General features: G+C 69.3%; 14 protein-coding genes. 3 read left to right on the top strand and 11 right to left on the bottom strand.

Features of this window, described 5'->3' with window-relative positions; all coding sequences use genetic code 11:
- Positions 1 to 13 precede the first annotated feature (13 nt).
- The 4 genes from ACSQ86_RS02050 to ACSQ86_RS02035 are packed head-to-tail and all read right to left on the bottom strand — an operon-like array spanning position 14 to position 3,768.
- A complete protein-coding gene (locus ACSQ86_RS02050; RefSeq protein ID WP_436302509.1) occupies positions 14 to 694 on the bottom strand; it encodes an ABC-type transport auxiliary lipoprotein family protein in 681 nt (226 codons plus the stop codon).
- Between the two features lie 11 nt (positions 695 to 705).
- Positions 706 to 1,692 carry an MlaD family protein gene (locus tag ACSQ86_RS02045; protein WP_436292399.1) on the bottom strand — a complete coding sequence of 329 codons (987 nt, stop codon included), beginning with the start codon at positions 1,690 to 1,692 and terminating at the stop codon, positions 706 to 708.
- A gap of 5 nt (positions 1,693 to 1,697) precedes the next feature.
- A complete protein-coding gene (locus tag ACSQ86_RS02040; protein ID WP_436308413.1) occupies positions 1,698 to 2,543 on the bottom strand; it encodes an ABC transporter ATP-binding protein in 846 nt (281 codons plus the stop codon).
- A gap of 55 nt (positions 2,544 to 2,598) precedes the next feature.
- Complete coding sequence (locus tag ACSQ86_RS02035; RefSeq protein ID WP_093104217.1) at positions 2,599 to 3,768, bottom strand: MlaE family ABC transporter permease; 1,170 nt, start codon at positions 3,766 to 3,768, stop codon at positions 2,599 to 2,601.
- Between the two features lie 197 nt (positions 3,769 to 3,965).
- On the opposite strand from ACSQ86_RS02035, the gene ACSQ86_RS02030 reads away from it, so the two are divergent.
- Positions 3,966 to 5,591 (top strand): GMC family oxidoreductase, encoded by a 1,626-nt coding sequence (locus ACSQ86_RS02030; protein ID WP_436308412.1) that lies wholly within the window; start codon positions 3,966 to 3,968, stop codon positions 5,589 to 5,591.
- A gap of 129 nt (positions 5,592 to 5,720) precedes the next feature.
- On the opposite strand, the gene ACSQ86_RS02025 is transcribed toward ACSQ86_RS02030, so the two are convergent.
- Genes ACSQ86_RS02025 through ACSQ86_RS01995 form a run of 7 tightly spaced genes read right to left on the bottom strand, consistent with a single transcriptional unit; the run spans position 5,721 to position 12,381 of the window.
- Complete coding sequence (locus ACSQ86_RS02025; protein ID WP_093104220.1) at positions 5,721 to 6,788, bottom strand: ABC transporter substrate-binding protein; 1,068 nt, start codon at positions 6,786 to 6,788, stop codon at positions 5,721 to 5,723.
- A 34-nt stretch (positions 6,789 to 6,822) separates the two neighbouring features.
- Positions 6,823 to 7,965 carry an NAD(P)/FAD-dependent oxidoreductase gene (locus ACSQ86_RS02020; protein ID WP_436302505.1) on the bottom strand — a complete coding sequence of 381 codons (1,143 nt, stop codon included), beginning with the start codon at positions 7,963 to 7,965 and terminating at the stop codon, positions 6,823 to 6,825.
- Positions 7,962 to 9,359, bottom strand: coding sequence for an FAD-dependent oxidoreductase (locus tag ACSQ86_RS02015; protein WP_436302504.1), 1,398 nt, complete (start codon positions 9,357 to 9,359; stop codon positions 7,962 to 7,964). The genes ACSQ86_RS02020 and ACSQ86_RS02015 overlap by 4 nt, the downstream gene beginning before the upstream one ends.
- Positions 9,356 to 9,658 (bottom strand): (2Fe-2S)-binding protein, encoded by a 303-nt coding sequence (locus ACSQ86_RS02010; protein ID WP_093104224.1) that lies wholly within the window; start codon positions 9,656 to 9,658, stop codon positions 9,356 to 9,358. Before ACSQ86_RS02010 ends, ACSQ86_RS02015 begins: the two co-directional genes overlap by 4 nt.
- A complete protein-coding gene (locus tag ACSQ86_RS02005; protein WP_093104226.1) occupies positions 9,655 to 10,449 on the bottom strand; it encodes an ABC transporter permease in 795 nt (264 codons plus the stop codon). The genes ACSQ86_RS02010 and ACSQ86_RS02005 overlap by 4 nt, the downstream gene beginning before the upstream one ends.
- A gap of 4 nt (positions 10,450 to 10,453) precedes the next feature.
- Positions 10,454 to 11,302, bottom strand: coding sequence for an ABC transporter permease (locus ACSQ86_RS02000; RefSeq protein WP_436308411.1), 849 nt, complete (start codon positions 11,300 to 11,302; stop codon positions 10,454 to 10,456).
- Complete coding sequence (locus ACSQ86_RS01995) at positions 11,299 to 12,381, bottom strand: ABC transporter ATP-binding protein (RefSeq protein WP_436308410.1); 1,083 nt, start codon at positions 12,379 to 12,381, stop codon at positions 11,299 to 11,301. The genes ACSQ86_RS02000 and ACSQ86_RS01995 overlap by 4 nt, the downstream gene beginning before the upstream one ends.
- 192 nt (positions 12,382 to 12,573) lie before the next feature.
- Between ACSQ86_RS01995 and ACSQ86_RS01990 the strand changes: the two genes are divergently transcribed.
- Both ACSQ86_RS01990 and amaB read left to right on the top strand, forming a co-directional pair.
- Positions 12,574 to 13,422: an IclR family transcriptional regulator gene (locus ACSQ86_RS01990; protein WP_436302502.1), complete on the top strand. Its 849-nt coding sequence runs from the start codon at positions 12,574 to 12,576 to the stop codon at positions 13,420 to 13,422.
- Between the two features lie 135 nt (positions 13,423 to 13,557).
- Positions 13,558 to 15,096, top strand: coding sequence for an L-piperidine-6-carboxylate dehydrogenase (amaB, locus tag ACSQ86_RS01985; protein WP_436308409.1), 1,539 nt, complete (start codon positions 13,558 to 13,560; stop codon positions 15,094 to 15,096).
- The last annotated feature ends 204 nt before the right edge of the window (positions 15,097 to 15,300 follow it).

The raw sequence follows: 15,300 nt of genomic DNA, 5'->3' as shown, positions 1-15,300 counted from the left end.
GGCCGGCCTCTGCTCAGCGGGGCTGGTCCACCCATGTCACCAGTTCCGCCACCGCCGCATCGCTCGCCGCTGCCAGCCCCTTCACGCCGCCGGGCGCGTCGGCGCTCGGCGCGGGCCGCTGCACCATGAAGCTCTGCTGCGCGAGCACGCGGTCGCCGCCGGCATTGCTGCGGATCAGGGTCGCGCGCAGGCGCACCAGGCCCACGCTCCGGGTCGGCGATTCGAAGTAGTGGCTGAATTCCTCGAGCGACACCCTGAGCGTGTCGGGCACCTTGCCCTCGCTGCGCGCGATGGTGGCGCTCTCTTCCGGACCGAGCACGGTGCGGCGCGCGGCCAGCGCGTCGCGCAGGCGCTGGTGCAACAGCTGCGCCGGCGCCAGGCTCCAGCGCGATTGGCCATAGGGCCGCAGCTGGTTGGCATCGGCATAGCCCAGGCGGTAGAGCAGCTGCGTGCCCTCGAGCCGCGTGCCGGCCTCGATCTCGGCCAGCGCGATGAGCGGCAGCGCGTGCGGATTGACAGGTGCCGGCGCCGTGGATGCGGCGAGGTTGGGGCCGAAGTCGTACAGCGTGGCGCGAGCGGGCTTGTCGGGCAAGGCGCCGCAGCCCGCCGTCAGCAGCACGGCGGCGATGCCTGCGACGGCCGAGAGGCGCGCCCGCGCTGCGCGAGCGGCCATGTTCTGGAGTACGTCGTTCATGGTCGTCACTTTCAAGGCCGCGCCGGCGCGGCGGCCGGCGCGGAAAATCCGGGCTCGCCCGGCCCGGCGACCACGCCGCCGCTGCCGAACAGCAGCGATTGCGGGTTGTCGTTGATGCCGTCGGCCGCGCGGCCGAGGCGGCGCACCGCGCGCGAGGTGTCCTCGGCGACGCGGTTCACGCGCGGCAGCGTGGCGCTGTTGAAGGAGTCGACCGCCTGCGCCAGGGACTTGGTGCCGTCGCCCAACCGGTCGATCGGGCCGTCCTTCGCATTCAGCCGGTTCACGGTGCCGTTGAAGTTGTTGGCCACGCGCGAGACGTCGCCGGCGGCCGTCTTGAGCGAAGCCATGGTATCCCTCGTGCGGTCCACCAGCGGCGGCAAGGTGGCCAGCGTCGGGTTGAGCCCGTTCTTCACCGTGTTGTCGAGCGAGCGCGTGAGCTGGTTGGCGCTGGCCGAAGCCTGCGCGATGTTTTCCAGCGCGTCGGCGATGCGTTTCTGGTTGTCGTCGCCCAGCAGCGTGTTGGCCTTCTTCGTCACCTCGTCGATCTGGTTGATGATGGCCTCACCGCGGTCCTGCAGCTGCGCCAGCACCGAGGGCTTGAGCGGGATGCGCGGTGGATCGTCGTTGTTCGGCGTGAGCGCCACCTGCGATTCGCCCTTGTCGTCGATCGCAATGAAGGCCAGGCCGGTCACGCCCTGGTAACTCAGCGTGGCATAGCTCGAGGTCGTGAGCGGCACGCGCTCGTCGACCGTGATGCGCACGCGCACATTGCCCTTCACCTTGGGATCGAAGTCGATCGAGGCGACCTTGCCGACGGCGATGCCGCGGTAGCGCACCGTCGCCTGCGGCTGCAGCCCGCTCACTGGGTCGCGGGTCGAGAGTTCGTAGATGTTGCGCACCGTGTTGTCGCGCGTGAACCAGACCACCAGCGCGATGATCGCGGCGATCAGGCCGAGCACGAAGGCGCCGGCGGCGATGGCATGGGCCTTATTTTCCATGGCAGCTACCTTTCAGTGAGTGGGGTCCGGCCGGCGCCGGCAAGCCCCGAGACGGTCGAGGGCGGCACGCCTTCGTGGAGCGCCTCCATGGCGCGCTGGCCGCGGCCGCCGAGAAAGTATTCGTGGATGAAGGGATGCGGGTAGGCGATGACGTCGCGTGCCGTGCCGGCGACGATCACGCGCTGATCGGCCAGCACCGCGATGCGGGTGCTGAGGTCGAACAGCGTGTCCAGGTCGTGCGTGACCATCACCACCGTGAGCCCCAGTTCGCGATGCAGCCCGCGCAACAGGTCGCAGAAGCCGTCGGCGCTTTCGGGGTCCAGGCCGGCGGTGGGCTCGTCGAGCAGGAGCAGCGGCGGATCCATGATCAGCGCGCGCGCCAGTGCCACCCGCTTGATCATGCCGCCCGACAAATCGGCCGGACTCTTGGTCGCCTGCTGCGGCTCGAGCCCGACCATCTGCAGCTTGACCAGTGCGGCATCGCGGATCAGGTCGTCGGGCAGGAGCTTGAGTTCGCGCAGCGGGAACGCGACGTTGTCGAGCACGCTGAAGGCCGAGAACAGCGCGCCGTGCTGGAACAGCATGCCGACGTTGGCGGCGCCGGTGGCGCTGAGCCGGCCCGGCGGATGACCGAGCACGGAGACCTCGCCCTTCGAAGGCCGCTCGAGTCCCAGGATCTGGCGCAGCAGCACGGTCTTGCCGGTGCCCGAGCCGCCCACCAGCGACAGCACCTCGCCTTTGCGGATCGTGAGGTCGAGGTCGCGGTGCACCACCTGGTCGCCCTCGGGCGACTCGAAGACGGTCCACAGCTTGCGGATTTCGACCATGTTGGTCTTCTGATCTTCGCTCATTGGACAACCTCCGCGCTGCGCGCTGCGGTATTCGCCTTGGGAGCGGCCCGGCGGCTCATGCCCTGAACCCCACGCCCTTGAAGAGCACAGCGAAGAGCGCGTCGACCAGGATCACGACCGTGATCGAGGCCACCACCGAGGAGGTGGTGCCGCGCCCGAGGCTTTCGGTGTTGGGCTTCACCTTCATGCCGTAGTAGCAGCCGATCAGCGCGATCAGGACGCCGAACACGGCCGACTTGGACATCGCGAGCCAGATGTTGGTCATCGGCACCGCGCGCGGCAGCGCCGACAGGAAATAGGCCGGCGAGATGTCCAGCGTGAGATCGGCCGCGACCATGCCGCCTAACAGGGCCGCCGCCGAAGTCCACATGCTGATCAGCGGCATCGCGATCGCCAGCGCCAGCACGCGCGGCATCACGAGCCGGAAGCCATGCGGAATGCCCATCACGCGCATGGCATCGAGTTCCTCGGTCACGCGCATGACGCCGATCTGCGCGGTGATGGCCGAGCCCGAACGGCCCGCAATCAGCACCGCCGCGAGCACCGGGCCGAGTTCGCGGATCAGCGACAGGCCGAGGATGTTGACGATGAAGGCTTCGCCGCCGTACTGGCGCAATTGCTGCGAGGTCAGGTAGGCCAGCACCACGCCGATCAAGAGGCCCACCAGCGCGGTGATGGGCAGCGCGGTGGCGCCGAAATGGTAGAGATGGCCCGAGAAGTCGCGCCAGGGCGCACGGTGCGGCGCGCGCAGCAGCGTGCCGACGTCGAGCGTGAGCTGGCCGACGAGCGCCAGGAAATCGCGCGCCACCATCATGATGCGCGCGCCGTTGTGGGCGAAATCGTGGAAATGCTCGGCCAGCGTCTTGCCGGGCTCCGCCGGCGCGCTGCAGGTGTACTGCGCCACCTGGTCCAGCACGGCCTTGTGCTGCGAGTCCATTTCGAGCCGCGCCGGCCAGGCCTGGCGCCAGTGGTTCCAGAGCAGCTGGGCGCCGATGTGGTCGAGCTGCTCGACGGGGCGCAGGTCCCAGGCCCGGTCGTCCTGCGGCGGCACGGCATCGAGATTCTTCGCCAGGGCCTCCCAGGTGCGCCGCGACGACATCGAGAGCGCGGTCCAGCAGCCGCTGGCGACGGCCCATTTGCCGCCCTCCCCGTCGCGTTGCTCGACGCGCGGACGCAAGCGGTCTGCGTTTTGCGCGTCGGCGGTCGGCAACGATGCGATCGACATGGATGGAGCGGGCGGGCGGTCTGCGAGATGGAGGACGCAACATCGTAACCGTGTGCGTCTGCAGCAAACCGCCCGATCGGCGCCCGTTCGCGTAGGCCATCGGCGCAAGGCACGGGCGTTTGCCACAATCGACCGTTCGGTGCCGCATTGCAGCACCCCTTCACAAGAACGACCAGAGACAGACAAACAAGGCGCGAATGAGCGACACCACCTTCGACTACATCGTCATCGGCGCCGGCACCGCCGGCGCGCTGATGGCTAATCGCCTCTCAGCCGACAAGCAATGCCGCGTGCTCCTGATCGAGGCCGGCCGCAAGGACGACTACCACTGGATCCACATTCCGGTCGGCTACCTCTACTGCATCGGCAATCCGCGCACCGACTGGCTCTACAGCACCGAGCCCGACGCCGGCCTCAACGGCCGCACGCTGCGCTATCCGCGCGGCAAGACGCTGGGCGGATCGTCTTCCATCAACGGGATGATCTACATGCGCGGCCAGTCGCGCGACTACGAGCAGTGGGCCGCGCTCACCGGCGACGACACCTGGCGCTGGGACCAGGTCCTGCCCGCCTTCAAGAAGCACGAGGACCACTACCTCGGCGCCGACGAGATGCACGGCGCCGGCGGCGAATGGCGGGTCGATAAGCAGCGCCTGCGCTGGGACATCCTCGATGCCTTCGCCGAGGCCGCGGTGCAGGCCGGCGTGCCGCACAGCACCGACTTCAACCGCGGCAGCAACGAGGGCGTGGGCTATTTCCAGGTCAACCAGAAGAACGGCTGGCGCTGGAACACGGCCAAGGCCTTCCTGCGCCCGACCTGCTACGGCCGCCCCAACTTCGAACTGTGGACCGGCGCCCAGGTCTCGCGCCTCGTCGTCGAAACCCGGCCCGACGGCAGCCGACGCTGCACCGGCGCCCAGGTGTGGGACGGCCACGAGATGGTGCTGGCGCATGCGACACGCGAAGTGATCCTCTGCGCGGGCAGCATCGGCTCGCCGCAGATCCTGCAGCTCTCGGGCGTCGGGCCGGCCGAGCTGCTGCGCCAGCATGGCATCGACGTCGTGCTCGATGCGCCGGGCGTCGGCGCCAACCTGCAGGACCATCTGCAGATCCGCGCGGTCTACAAGATCAAGGACGCGCCCACGCTCAACGTGCTCGCCTCCTCCTATTACGGCAAGGCGAAGATCGGCCTCGAATACCTGTGGAAACGCAGCGGCCCGATGAGCATGGCGCCCTCGCAGCTCGGCGCCTTCACGCGCAGCTCGCCCGAGCACGAATGGCCGAACCTCGAATACCACGTGCAGCCGCTCTCGCTCGATGCCTTCGGCGAGCCGCTGCACGCCTTTCCGGCCTTCACCGCCAGCGTGTGCAACCTGAACCCGACCAGCCGCGGCACGGTGCACATCAAGAGCCACCGCTTCCAGGACGCGCCCGCGATCGCGCCGCACTACCTGAGCACCGACGAAGACCGCAAGGTGGCGGCCGATTCGCTGCGCGTCACGCGCCGCATCGCGGCCCAGCCGGCGCTCGCGAAGTACGCGCCTGAAGAATGGAAGCCGGGCCTTCAGTACCAGAGCGACGAGGAGCTCGCGCGCCTGGCCGGCGACATCGCGACCACCATCTTCCATCCTGTCGGCACCACGAAGATGGGCGCCGACGGCGACCCGATGGCGGTGCTCGATTCGAAGCTCCGCGTGCGCGGCATCGACGGCCTGCGCGTGGTCGATGCCGGCGCGATGCCCACCATCACGAGCGGCAACACCAACAGCCCGACCTTGATGATGGCGGAGAAGGCAGCCGGCTGGATTCGGGATCAGCCCTGAAAACTGGAGATACGCGCAGCGCGGCCTGTTCGGGAAACACCGCGGAACCGGCTTTGCCGGGCCGCTGGTGTTGCCCCCGGTGAGGGGGTTGGCGAAGCGACACGAAGTGCGCGAAGCCTGGGGGAGCGCCTATTTCTCGATGGTCTTGTTCCAGCGCGCGTTCCAGGCGGGCCGGTTGGCGTTGATGCTGTCCCAGTCGATGGTCACGGCGTTCTTCATCCACTTGTTGATCTCGGCCACCTGCGCCGCGCCCTCGCCCACCGCCGGCGCCTTGGGGTTGGTCGGGATCTGGCTGCCGAACTGAAGCACGTTGGCCTGCGCCAGCGGGCTCAGCAGGAACTCGGCCAGCTTTTGCGCCAGCTCGGGTTCGCTGTTGTTGGCGATCACGCACTGCCCCACCATCAGTACCACCGAGCCCTCCTTGGGCTGCGCGTACTCCACCGGGATGCCCTTGGTCTTCAACGCGGCCACCGCGGTGGGCGTGAGCGGGAACAGCGCGGCCTCGCCGGTCTGCACCATCTCAGAAATCTTGGCCGAGCTGGGGATGTACTCGAGCACGTTGGGGCCGATGGTGGTGGGCCAGGCCTTGAAGCCGGGCTCGACGTTCTTGTCGTTGCCGCCCTGGATGCGGTTGAACATCAAAAAGCCGTGCAGGCCGAAGGACGAGGAGGACATCGACTGGAACACCACCTTGCCCTTGAACTTCGGGTCGGCCAGGTCCATCCACGAGGTGGGCGCGGCCCAGCCCTTCTCCGCGAACATCTTCTTGTTGTAGGCCAGCCCGGTCATGCCCAGGCTGACGCCGCTCGCCATGTCGTCCTTGAAACGGGCCGCCGGATAGATGTCGTTGAGCGCCGCGCTCGGGCGCTGCTTCTGGCACAAGCCCATGCCGATGGCGCGCACCATGATGCCGTCGTCGAGGAACATCACGTGCATCTGCGGCCGGTCCTTGTTGGCCTGCGCCTTGGCCAGGATGTCCGACGAGGTGCCGGGCACCACCACCACCTTCACGTTGTTCGCCTTCTCGAAGGCCGGGAACACGTACTGCGTGTACGCCTTCTCCATGGTGCCGCCGTTCATGCCGATGTACAGCGTCTTGGTCTGGGCGCTGGCCGCGCCGCCGCCGGCCAGCGCCGCGGCGGCAGCCACGGCGAGGAGTGCACGGCGGATCGATTGGGGTTGGCGAGAACGGGACATGGTGGGTTCCTTTGAGAGTGGGGTCAGGGAGACTTCAGTGAGCCGTTGCGGGCACGGCGGCTTCGACGGAAAGAAAACGTTCGATGGCAAAGGCTTCGATGGGCGTGCTGCTGTGCCCGTCGCGCGCCAGTTCGGCCAGCACCTCGCCCACGGCCGGGCCGATCTGGAAGCCGGCGCCGGCAAAACCGAAGCCGTGGATCAGGCCCGGCGTGGTCGCGCTCAGGCCCAGCACCGGCTGGCGGTCGGGCAGGTAGCCCTCGGTACCGCTCCAGGTGCGGATGAAGCTGGCGTGGCGCAGCGCGGGCAGCAGCTCGATCGCCTGCACCGACAGCGCGGCGATGGCCTCGCGCCCGGAGCGCGCGCGGTCGGCGTCGAGCGCGATGCCGGCGCCGCCGCCCAGCACCAGGTTGCCGCGCTTCACCTGGCGGCAGTAGACGCCGCCGCCTTCCACGCCGAGGCTCCAGTCCATGAAATAGGGCAGCGGCTCGGTGACCGCCATCGCCGGATGGCTGGACTGCAGCGGCACCGTCTCGCCGAAGCGGCTGGCGATGGCACCGGCCCAGGCGCCGGCGCAGTTGAGCATCACCGGCGCGCGCACTTCCAGCGCGTTTCCCGAACGCAGCATGAAGGCCTCGCCGTCATGCGCCACCTCGTCGAGCGGCGTGCGTTCGAAGATTTGCGCGCCCGCGCGCCGGGCCGCCAGCGCGAAGGCCGGCGACACCAGGCGCGGATTGGCCTGCCCATCCTCCGCGCACAGCGAGCCGCCGACCGCGCGGCTGCCCAGCCACGGGCAGCGCTCGCGCAGCCGCTGGCCCGACAGCAGTTCGAGGCCGAGATCGAAGTCACGGCTGGCCTCGCGGTAGTGCTCCAGCGAGGCCAGGTCTGCCTCGCTGCGCGCGATCTTGAAATGGCCGGAGCGGAGGTACTCGCCGTCGGTGCCGATCAGTTCCGGCAGCCGGCCCCAGATGCGATGCGCGCGCTGCGCCAGCGGCAGCTGGTTGAGCGGCCGGCCCTGGCGCCGCACGCCGCCATAGTTGACGCCGCTGGAGCGCGAGCCGCAGAAGTCGCGCTCCAGCAGCGCCACCTGCAGCCCCATGCGCCGCAGCGCCAGCGCGGCGGAGGCGCCGACGATGCCGCCGCCGACGATGGCCACGTCGGTCTTCAGCGTTTGCTTCATGCGGCCGCTCCTTCGGCCGGCGCGCTCGCCAGCTGGATCGGGATCGGCTTGATCGGCGCCTGTCCGCGCAGCCGGCCCACCTGCGCGAGCGGCCGGCCGCTCGCGTGCGCGAGGATTTCGGCCGCCGCCGCGCCGCACATGCGGCCCTGGCAGCGGCCCATGCCGACGCGGGACAAGGCCTTGAGGCGGTTCATCTCGTCGGCGCCGCAGGTCCGCACGGTATCGCGCAGCTCGCCGGCCGTGATGTTCTCGCAGCGGCACACCACCAGCGCGTCGGGCGCATGGGAGGCCCAGTCCTGCGGAAAGGGAAAGGCGCGTTCCAAACCGGCGCGGAAACTCTTGAGCTTGTCGAGCTTGCGCTCCAACACTTGCGCACGCGCGGCATCCACCTTCACACCGCGGTCGGCCAGGAGGGCCAGCGCAGCGCGCTCGCCGGCCCATTCGGCCGCATCGGCGCCCATGATGCCGGCGCCATCGCCGGCCAGGTAGACGCCGGCCACGCTGGAACGGCCGGCCGTATCGCGCTCGGGCAGATGCGCGCGCTGCATCGGCGCAAAGGCGAAGCGGCAGCCCAGCAGGTCGGCCAGCTGCGTTTCGGAGCGCAAGGCATAGCCGAAGCCGACGGCGTCGCATTCGAGCGTTTGCTCGCGCGTGCCGTCGTGCCAGGAGATGGCGCTCACGCGCGCATCGCCCAGCACTCGCAGCGGCCGGACGCCGCCATGCAGCGCCACGCCGCGGGCGCGCAACCAGGCGACGTAATAGAGGCCCTTGAGAAACACGGCCGGCTGCGAAAGCATCGCGGGCACGGCCGCGAACTGGTCGGCGAAGCGGGCGGTGTCGAGCACGGCCGCGACCTCGACGCCGGCCTTCGCGTATTGGTAGGCCACCAGGTAGAGCAGCGGGCCGGTGCCCATGAAGACCACGCGCCGGCCGATCGCGCAGCCCTGGAACTTGAGCGCCACCTGCGCGCCGCCCAAGGTGTACACGCCGGGCAGCGTCCAGCCGGGCACGGGCAGCACGCGGTCGGTCGCGCCGGTCGCCACGATGAGCTGGCGGTAGGGCACGCTGCGCGTCGTGCGGCTCGGGCCGTGCAGCACGTCGAGCAGGCCGCCCTGGGCGTTCCACACCAGGTTGTCGGGCCGGTAGTCGATGCGGTCCTGCAGCCCGTCCAGCGCGGCGTGCACGGCGGTGGCGCGCGCTGCTTCGAAACCGTACAGGGTCTCGGGGGAACGCTGAAAGTTCGCCGGCGGCCGGCGGTAGATCTGGCCGCCGGCACGGCCGGCTTCGTCGATCAGCACCGGCCGCAGGCCGTGCGCGACCAGGGCCTGGGCCGCGCGCACGCCGGCCGGGCCGGCGCCGACGATCACGGGTTGCGGCAAGGCCTCTGCCGTCATGCAGGCTCCCCGCCGGTGAGCAATGCCATGCCGGCCTCGATGAAGGTAGAGCAGGCGCGCAGCCGACCGCCATCCGCCGTCAGGATCCAGCAGTCCTGGCAGGCGCCCATCATGCAGAAGCCGGCGCGCGGCGTGCCGCTGAACTCGTTGCGGCGCAGCTGGCCGCACTGGGTCAGCACCGCGGTGAGCACGGTGTCGCCGGCCAGGGCCCGGGCCGGCTGGCCGTCGAGCGTGAAGGCCACGGCAGCGCGGCCAGCCTCGGCCACGCGGTGCAGAAGTGCTTTGCTGGTGCTGCTCATCGGCGCCCCACCAGCACGCGGTCCAGCCCGTAGACGCGGTCGAGCAGCACCATGGCGCAGGCCGTCACCGCCACCATCAGCGCCGACACCGCGGCCATCAGCGGATCGATGGATTCGGTGGCGTACATGTACATGCGCACCGGCAGCGTCACGGTGCTGGGCGCGGTCACGAAGATCGACATCGTCACCTCGTCGAAGCTGTTGATGAAGGCCAGCATCCAGCCGCCGGTCACGCCCGGCAGGATCATCGGCAAGGTGATGCGCCTGAACATCGTGGCCTGGCTCGCGCCGAGCGACAACGCAGCCTGCTCGGCGCTGCGGTCGAAGCCGACCAGCGCGGCGATCACCAGGCGCAGCGTGTAGGGCGTGACGATCAGCGCATGCGCCAGCACCAGCCAGCCGAAGCTGCCGGTGCCGCCGACCAGCGCGAACAGGCGCAGCAGCGCCACGCCGAGCACCAGGTGCGGAATGATCAGCGGCGAGAGGAACAGGCCGTTCAGGAAGTCGCGCCCCGCGAAGTCGTAGCGCGTGATCGCCATGCCGGCCGGCACCGCCAGCAGCGTGGCCAGCGTCGCCGAGGCGAGCGCCAGCCACAGGCTGTTCCAGAACGACTGCATGAAGTCGGGGTGCGCGAACACCGCCTCGAACCAGCGCAGCGAGAAGCGCGTGGTCGGGATGGTGAGCGTGTTCTCGGGCGTGAAGGCGACGATGCACACCACCAGCAGCGGCGCCAGCATGAAGGCGATGACGAGCGCGTTGAACGCAAGGGCGAGGGGTCCGTTCTTGCTCATGGCCCTACCCCAGCGCCTTCTTGTAGCGGCCTTCGACCAGCCGGTTGTAGCTCAGCATCACCACCAGGTTGGCCGCCAGCAGCGTCAGCGCGATCGCCGCGCCGAGCGGCCAGTTGAGCTCGTGCAGGTACTCGTCGTAGACCACCGTCGCCACCATCTTGAGGCGCCGCCCGCCGAGCAGGCCCGGAATGGCGAAGGAACTGGCCGAGAGGCCGAACACGATCAGGCTGCCCGACAACACGCCCGGCATCACCTGCGGCAGCACGATGCGGCGCAGCGTGGTGAAGTGCGAGGCCTTGAGCGAGAGCGCAGCGTTCTCGACGCCCGGGTCCAGCTTCTGCAGCGAGGTCCAGACCGGGATCACCATGAAGGGCAGCATCACGTGCACCAGCGCGATCACCACCGCGGTCTCGGTGTAGAGCATCTTCACCGGGCCGAGGCCGATCATTCGCAGCGTGCCGTTGACCAGCCCTTCCGGCCCGAGCAGCATGCTCCAGCCGAAGGCCCGTACCACCACCGATACCAAGAGCGGCGCCAGCACCACCAGCAGCAGCACCGAGCGCCACGGGTTGCGCATGCGGCTCAGCACATAGGCCTCGGGGGTGCCGACGAGCACGCAGATCAGCGCCACCAGGCCGGAGATCCAGAAGGTGCGCCAGAAGATGCCGTGGTAGTAGGCGTCGGTGAAGACGTGGGTGTAGTGCTCCAACGTGAACTCGCCGGCCCGGGGCCCGGTGGCCGGGTCGTAGACGTTGAAGGACAGCACCGCGGTCAGCACCAGCGGCACCAGCAGCAGCGCGGCGAACAGCAGCAGCGCCGGCCCGGACAGCCACCAGGGCGATGCCTTCTTCATGCGGCCACCCGTTCGGCAGCCGCGCCCTCTTCGGCGGGCAGCAGGCGCGTGCAGTGGTCGGGCCAGGCGATGCCGGCGGCGTGGCCTTCGTCCAGCGCGGGCCGGCCGTCGTTGGGCGACAGCACCATCAGTTCGCCGACCGGTGTCGTCATCGCGTAGAGCCACTGGCTGCCGAGGAAGAAGCGCTCGCGCACCGTGGCGTCGAAGCGGCCGCGGCCCGCGTCCACCAGTTGCAGCTTTTCCGGCCGCACGCTGAGCAGCACCTGTGCACCGGCGTGGAAGCCCGCGTCGTCCACGTCGACCGCGAGCGGCCCCAGGTCAACGCGGCTGCGGGTCCCGTTCGCCACCACGCGCCCGGCGAGCAGGTTGGCCTTGCCCACGAAGGTGGAGATGAAGCGGGTGCGCGGATGTTCGTAGACCCGGTGCGGATGGTCGATCTGCGTCGCGCAGCCGCCTTCCATCACGACCACGCGGTCGCTGATCGACATGGCCTCGCTCTGGTCGTGCGTGACCATCACCGTGGTCGTGCCCACCTTGCGCTGGATCTGGCGCAGCTCGAACTGCATCTCCTCGCGCAGCTTGGCGTCGAGGTTGGACAGCGGCTCGTCCAAGAGCAGCACCGGCGGCTCGATCACCAGGGCGCGCGCCAATGCCACGCGCTGGCGCTGGCCGCCCGAAAGCTCGCGCGGGTAGCGGTTGGCATGTGCCTCCAGGTGCACCAGGGCCAGCGCCTGCGCCACGCGCTCGCGCCGCTCGGCCTTCGGCATCTTGCGCATTTCGAGGCCGAAGCTCACGTTGTCTGCCACCGTCATGTGCGGAAACAGCGCATAGGTCTGGAACACGATGCCCAGGCCGCGCGTGTTGGCCTTGACGTGCGTGATGTCGCGCCCGGCCAGCTCGATGCGGCCGCTGCTCACCGCCTCGAAGCCGGCCACCATCTGCAGGGTGGTGGTCTTGCCGCAGCCCGAAGGCCCCAGCAGCGAAACGAATTCGCCTTTCTCCACCGAGAGGCTCATGGCCGACACCGCGCAGGTGCCGCCGTAGAACTTGGTCAGTTCGGTGAGCTTGAGAAATGACATGAACAGGCCTTTCGTGGGGCGCACCCCGATGGGGCAGCAACTGAAGTCTTTTCGTTGGAGTCGATTCACTCTATTGCAACGAACGCGCCAGACCACACAGGGTATTTCACTAATCAGAATCTTTTTCTTATTTATTCCGTTCAATGGAATTTATGGCGTAGACTGGCCGGACAACATTCCACCCGGCACGGCATGAGCACCCCTTCCCCATCCACCAGCGGCGTGCCGCGCGTCTTCGCCGTGATCCGGGCCCTCGCCGCGGTGCAGGCCGAAGGCGGCCGCGTGACAGAGATTGCACGCGCCGTGGGCCTGACCCAGGCCACCACGCACCGTTTGCTGCAGTCGCTGCTGGCCGAAGGCATGGTCGAACAGGACGCGCGCAGCAAGCTGTACCGCCTCGGCATCGACTTCTTTGCGCTGGCGGCGCACGCCGGCAACCCGGGAGACCTGCGCTCCCTGTGCCGCCCGGTGCTGCTGCGCCTGTGTGCCAGCCTGGGAGACAGCATTTTTCTGCTGGCGCGCAGCGGCTTCGATGCGGTGTGCCTCGACCGCAGCGAGGGGCCTTTTCCGATCCGCTCTTTCACCGGCGACGTCGGCGGGCGCATCGCGCTGGGCGTGGGCCAGGGTGCGCTCGCGATCCTGGCCTTCCTGCCAGAGGCCGAGCGCGAAGAGGTGATCCGCTTCAACCTGTCGCGCGTGCGCGAGTACGGCGTCTACGACGAGGTCTATCTGCGAACCGAGATCGAACGCGTGCGCCAGGCCGGCTATGCGGGCCGCAGCACCGGCCTGCTCGAAGGCATGGCCGGCGTGGCCGTGCCCATCTGCGACCGCGAGGGCCGCGCCGTGGCCGCGCTGAGCGTGGGCACCATCGCCGACCGGCTCAACGCCGACCGCATGCCCACGGTGGTGGAGCTGCTCAAGCGCGAAGCCGCGGCCATCGGCCCGAAGATCAATCCCTTCGACGCGACACTGCGCCGGCCTTTGCAAAGCCTGGCGAGCTCGCCCGCGGCGCAGCGGATCGGTCATGCACCGGAGGAATGACCTGACGCCCCCTGAACGCCATACCCTGGACCGCATGCCATTCCAGTTGCGCATCAAGTCTTTCCGTTTTTTTGCTATGCAACCGGCCCTGCGTGGCGGATATTGATGCCCCTCCTGTCTTCGAACCTGCAACCCATGCCGCAAGCCCCCGCCCCCTCCCCCGTCGCCACCGAAGTCGATCAGCTGCTGCAGCGCCTGGGTGTGCCGCGCAGCGCCTACACCGGCGGCGATCTGCCGGTGCGCTCCCCGATCACCGGCGAATCGATCGGCACCGTGCCGCAGACCACGCCAGCCGAAGCCACGCAGGCCATCGGTCGCGCGCATGCGGCCTATCTGGCCTGGCGCAGCGTGCCGGCGCCGCGCCGCGGCGAGCTGGTGCGCCTCCTGGGCGAGGAGCTGCGCGCGGCCAAGGCCGACCTGGGCCGGCTGGTCACGCTGGAGGCCGGCAAGATCCCGTCCGAAGGCGCGGGCGAGGTGCAGGAGATGATCGACATCTGCGACTTCGCGGTCGGCCTGTCGCGCCAGCTCTACGGCCTGACGCTGGCCACCGAGCGCGCCGAGCACCGCATGATGGAAAGCTGGCATTCGCTGGGCGTCTGCGGCGTGATCTCGGCCTTCAACTTTCCGGTGGCCGTGTGGTCCTGGAACGCCACGCTGGCCCTGGTCTGCGGCGATGCGGTGGTGTGGAAGCCGTCCGAGAAGACCCCGCTCACCGCGCTGGCCACGCATGCGATCGCCCAGCGCGCGCTGGCGCGCTTCGGCGACGCGCCCGAGGGCCTGCTGGAACTGCTGATCGGTCAGCGCACCGTCGGCGAGGTGCTGGTGGACGACCACCGCGTGGCGGTGCTGTCGGCCACCGGATCCACCGCCATGGGGCGCCAGGTGGCGCCGCGGCTGGCGGCGCGTTTCGCGCGCGCGATCCTGGAGCTGGGCGGCAACAACGCCGCCATCGTCGCCCCCTCGGCCGACCTCGACCTGACGCTGCGCGCCATCGCCTTCGCCGCGATGGGCACGGCCGGACAGCGCTGCACCACGCTGCGCCGCCTTTTCGTGCACGCCAGCGTATACGACGCGCTGGTGCCGCGGCTGGCCAAGGTCTACGCCGGCGTGCAGGTGGGCGACCCGCGCACGCCGGGCACGCTGGTGGGACCGCTGATCGACGGCGCCGCCTTCGAGGGCATGCAGAAGGCGCTGCATGAAAGCCGCGCCGCGGGCGCCACGGTGCACGGCGGCGGTCGCGTCGACGGGATCGCCGGCGACGGCGCCTTCTACGTGCGTCCGGCCCTGGTGGAACTGGCCGCGCACGCCGGCCCGGTGCTGCGCGAGACCTTCGCGCCCATCTTGTATGTGCTGCGTTACGAGGCGCTCGACGAAGCGATCCGCTGGCACAACGAAGTCGGCGCCGGCCTGTCGTCCTCCATCTTCACCCTGAACGTGCGCGAGGCCGAGCGCTTCATCTCGAGCGCGGGCTCGGACTGCGGCATCGCCAACGTCAACATCGGCCCGAGCGGCGCCGAGATCGGCGGCGCCTTCGGCGGCGAGAAGGAGACCGGCGGCGGGCGCGAGGCCGGCTCCGACAGCTGGAAGGCCTACATGCGCCGAGCGACCAACACCATCAACTACTCCACCACCCTGCCGCTGGCCCAGGGCGTGACCTTCGACATCGAAGGCTGAACGCCTGGGCCCGGGCGTGATCGAATTCCGCGAATGTTTCCTTTTGTTTCAGGGTGACGGGTAATCCCCGATGCACTGGCACGGTGCGCACCCTAAAGTCTCGCCACTCGCAAACGGGCCTGCCCGCAGCGCGGGGGACCGAGGAGACATTTCGAAGAATCAAAACATGCTTGCTACACAAGGCATCCGAACGAGATGCCGTTT

It is taken from the genome of Variovorax sp. LjRoot130 (assembly GCF_964253755.1).
Classification (GTDB): Bacteria; Pseudomonadota; Gammaproteobacteria; order Burkholderiales; family Burkholderiaceae_C; genus Variovorax.
This window is presented reverse-complemented; position numbering and strand designations above follow the sequence as displayed.